Source organism: Micromonospora parastrephiae, from assembly GCF_016802865.1.
In the GTDB taxonomy this organism is placed as follows: domain Bacteria; phylum Actinomycetota; class Actinomycetes; order Mycobacteriales; family Micromonosporaceae; genus Micromonospora; species Micromonospora parastrephiae.
Genome location: NZ_JAEVHM010000342.1, coordinates 1 through 3201, shown reverse-complemented (window position 1 = coordinate 3201; position 3201 = coordinate 1). Strand labels below are relative to the sequence as shown.

4 protein-coding genes are annotated in these 3201 nt (G+C 73.9%); 1 reads left to right on the top strand and 3 read right to left on the bottom strand.

Translation table 11 applies throughout. From position 1 onward, the window contains the following. The coding region (locus JNW91_RS30650; RefSeq protein ID WP_238425999.1) for a helix-turn-helix transcriptional regulator at positions 1 to 786 on the top strand (786 nt) is incomplete at its 5' end. Positions 787 to 798: 12 nt separating this feature from the next. Here JNW91_RS30650 and JNW91_RS30645 read toward each other — a convergent pair. The 3 genes from JNW91_RS30645 to JNW91_RS30635 form a co-directional block, all read right to left on the bottom strand. Next, a complete protein-coding gene (locus JNW91_RS30645; protein ID WP_203178957.1) occupies positions 799 to 1347 on the bottom strand; it encodes a DsbA family protein in 549 nt (182 codons plus the stop codon). After that, the gene (locus JNW91_RS30640; protein WP_203178956.1) at positions 1344 to 1838 is read right to left on the bottom strand and encodes a redoxin domain-containing protein; all 495 of its coding nucleotides are present in this window, start codon (positions 1836 to 1838) and stop codon (positions 1344 to 1346) included. The genes JNW91_RS30645 and JNW91_RS30640 overlap by 4 nt, the downstream gene beginning before the upstream one ends. A gap of 66 nt (positions 1839 to 1904) precedes the next feature. Beyond that, the gene (locus JNW91_RS30635; protein WP_203178955.1) at positions 1905 to 2591 is read right to left on the bottom strand and encodes a BON domain-containing protein; all 687 of its coding nucleotides are present in this window, start codon (positions 2589 to 2591) and stop codon (positions 1905 to 1907) included. Positions 2592 to 3201 lie beyond the last annotated feature (610 nt).

Here is a 3201-nt window from a genome sequence, read left to right as displayed (position 1 = left end):
GAGCGGGGCGACCGGGACGGTGCCCGCGAGCTGCTGACCGGTGCGGAGGTCGAGCCGGCGCTCGCGGTGAGCCTGGCGCGGGTGCAGCTACGGGCCGGCCCGGACGCCGCCGAACTGGCAGCCCTGCTGCGGGCCGCCGAGGCGGAGCTGCGCTCCGAGCGGGGCGACCGGGACGGTGCCCGCGAGCTGCTGACCGGTGCGGAGGTCGAGCCGGCGCTCGCGGTGAGCCTGGCGCGGGTGCAGCTACGGGCCGGCGACACCGGTGCCGCCGGCCGGGCGCTGCCGGACTGGCAGGCGCCGCAGGCACAGGCCTGGCCCCTGCCGGTACGCCTGGACGCCGGCCTGCTGGACGCGGCCCTCGCCGAGCGGGGTGGGGATGGCCGGCGAGCGGGCCGGATCCTGGAGCAGGTGCTCGATCTGGCCGGCCCGCAGGGCTGCCGGCGGGTCTTCACCCGCGCCGAACCGCCGGTGCGCGATCTGCTGGCCGCGCACCTGGACGCGGGTACCGCGCACTTCGCGCTGATCAGCGACCTGGTGCGGGACGCCGGCCACGCCCCGGCGCGACCGCCGGCCGAGCCGAGGGGCACGCTCGACGAGCCGCTCACCGAACGGGAGCTGACCATCCTGCGGTACCTGCAGAGCATCCTGTCCAACGTGGAGATCGCCAGCGAGCTGTCCCTGTCGGTCAACACGGTGAAGACCCACGTCCGCAACATCTACCGCAAGCTCGACGCGACCCGCCGGCGCGAAGCGGTCCGGCGGGCGCGCGAGCTGCGCCTGATCTGAGCCTTCCGGCGGTCAGGCGTTGGCGGCGGCGTCCACCGCGGCCAGCAGGTCGGGCAGGTCGTACCCGGCCTCGTGTCGAACCTCGTTGACGAAGAGGGTCGGGGTGCCGTTCACACCGCTGCGGATGCCGCCCACGAAGTCGCGGCGTACCCGGTCGGCGTGCGTCCGGCTCTCCACCTCCGCGTTCACCTCGTCCGCCGGCAGACCGACCTGCTCGACGCCGAGCGAGAGGTGCACCGGGTCCAACTGGTCCTGGTGCTCGTAGAGCCAGTCGTGCATCTCCCAGAACCGGCCTCGGGAGGCCGCCGCCTCGGCGGTCTCGGCGGCGCGTTCGGCGTGCGGGTGCACGTTGGCGATCGGGAAGTAGCGGTAGACCAGGCGCACGGTGTCGGCCCGCTGCCGCAGCAGTTCGTGCAGGTTGGGGTACGCGGCACCGCAGAACTGACACTGGAAGTCGCCGTACTCGACGACGGTCACCGGCGCGTCGACCGGCCCACGGGCGTGGTCCTCGGCGGTCACCGGATCCCGCAGTCGGGCGGTGACCTGAAGTGGCGTGGTCATCGAGTCACCACCCCCTGCTGGGCGAGCCGGTCCAGCGCGTCGAAGATGCCGTCCGCGCCCGGATTGACGTCGGGTGCGGAGAGGTGGCTCCAGGTCACCGTCCCGGTCTGGTCGAGCACCACCAGCGCCCGGTCCGCCTCACCCCGCGGGGCGTACGCGCCGTAGCGGCGGGCCACCTCGCCCTTGGGCTCGAAGTCGGCCAGCAGCGGGAACTCGATGCCCCGGGCCTGCGCGAACGCGCGGTGTGACCAGATGCTGTCCACCGAGATGCCGAGCAGCGCCGCCTGGTACTGGTCGAACACCGGCGCAGCCGCCTGGTAGAGCGCCATCTGGTCACCGCAGACCGGGCTCCAGTCGGCGGGATAGAAGGCGAGCACGACCGGCCGGCCCCGGAACTGCTCCGGCCCGATCTGGTGCCCGTCCGGGGTAGCCGCCAGGGTGAAGCCGGGCGCGGGACTCCCCGGTTGGATCAGCCCGTTCGGATCACTCATGCCCCCAGCCTGCACCCCGGGCGGGTGAGGCCGGCTCACCCGTCCCGGGTGGTTCCGCGTTGGCGGTCAGCGCAGCACCGGCGCGACCGCGATGTGGTTCTGCACCTCCCGGATGCCCGGCGCCGACCAGACCACCTGCTCCACCTCGGCCCGCTCGGGCATCGAGTGCACCAGCCCGGCGAGCACCGCGGTGTCGCCGTGCACCCGCACGGTGATCCGTTCGGCCTCGGTGGCTCCGGCGCGCGCGAGTGCGTCGACGATCCGGCCGGCCAGGTTCTGGCCGTCCGGCGGTGCGGCCGGGCGGACGGTGATCCCGTTGCTCACCCCGCGTACGCCGGTCAGCCGGCCGACGGATCGCTCGGCGGCACGGCGCTGGTACTCCCACTCGACCTCGCCGTGCAGCGTCACCCAGCCGGCCGAAACGGTCACCCGAAGCTTCTCGACGGGTACGAACGCGTCCCACTCCAGCGCGTGCCCGGCCGCGGCGGCCAGGTCGGGGTCTGCGCGTTCCGCGCTGCCGGGCAGCCGGACGGCCAGGTCGTTGGCGACCGCTCGGACTCCGACGACCCGGTGCGCGGCCCGCTCGGCGGCCCACTTCTTCGCGTAGCCGTCCACCCGGCCGGTGAGCGTGACGACGCCCTCGTCGACGGTCACGCCGATCTCGTGCGGCTGCACGCGCGGTTCCCAGGTCAGCTCGTCGAGTACGGCGGACTGGATGTCCTGGTCGGTGCGGCTGGTCGTCGCGATGGCCATCTGTCCCTCCTCCGGTGCGTTCCGGTGGCGGCCCGTCCGACGGCCGTGGCCGCAGGTCCGCCGGGATCCGATCCTGCCGCCGGCCGGGGTGACCCGTCCTCGCCCGGTGCGGGTGACGGCGGTGCCCCGGGGCTGGGGACGCGTCGCCTGCGACGAACACGAACGTCGATGGTGGGAGCGCTTCCAAAGTTGTTGCCGATCGGTTACGGTAAAGCGCGTTCCTCGATCGCGGGAGCCGTCGCATCGGGTGGTGGGAGCCAGGGCAGGGCTCCGCGTCTTCCCCATGTGCCCCGTCGTGCCCCGTCGCCGTGCTCGTCCCCCGAGCCACGGCGTCACCACCGGAATGTGACCCCGTCCCCCGGGCGTCCATCCCGCGAGGAACCGCAGCTGCGAAGAGGTCTCGCCGGCACCGGAGCCGCACCTTCCACCACGGCACCAAGGGCGGCAACGGCCAGATGACCGCGCGGTCCGGCGGGCCTGATGCCCGGACCGGCCAACCAGATCACCGGTCCGCCGGGCCGCCTGAGGGGTCCGGCACCCGGCGGACCGGCCCCCACCCCACCCCACCCCAACCGCGTCGATCATGGACTTGTGGTGGGTGAAATGCAGG

Coding starts and splice junctions, on each gene's coding strand:
- JNW91_RS30640 (WP_203178956.1), bottom strand. CDS start 1,838: ATGAGTGATCCGAACGGGCTGATCCAACCGGGGAGTCCCGCGCCCGGC.
- JNW91_RS30645 (WP_203178957.1), bottom strand. CDS start 1,347: ATGACCACGCCACTTCAGGTCACCGCCCGACTGCGGGATCCGGTGACC.
- JNW91_RS30635 (WP_203178955.1), bottom strand. CDS start 2,591: ATGGCCATCGCGACGACCAGCCGCACCGACCAGGACATCCAGTCCGCC.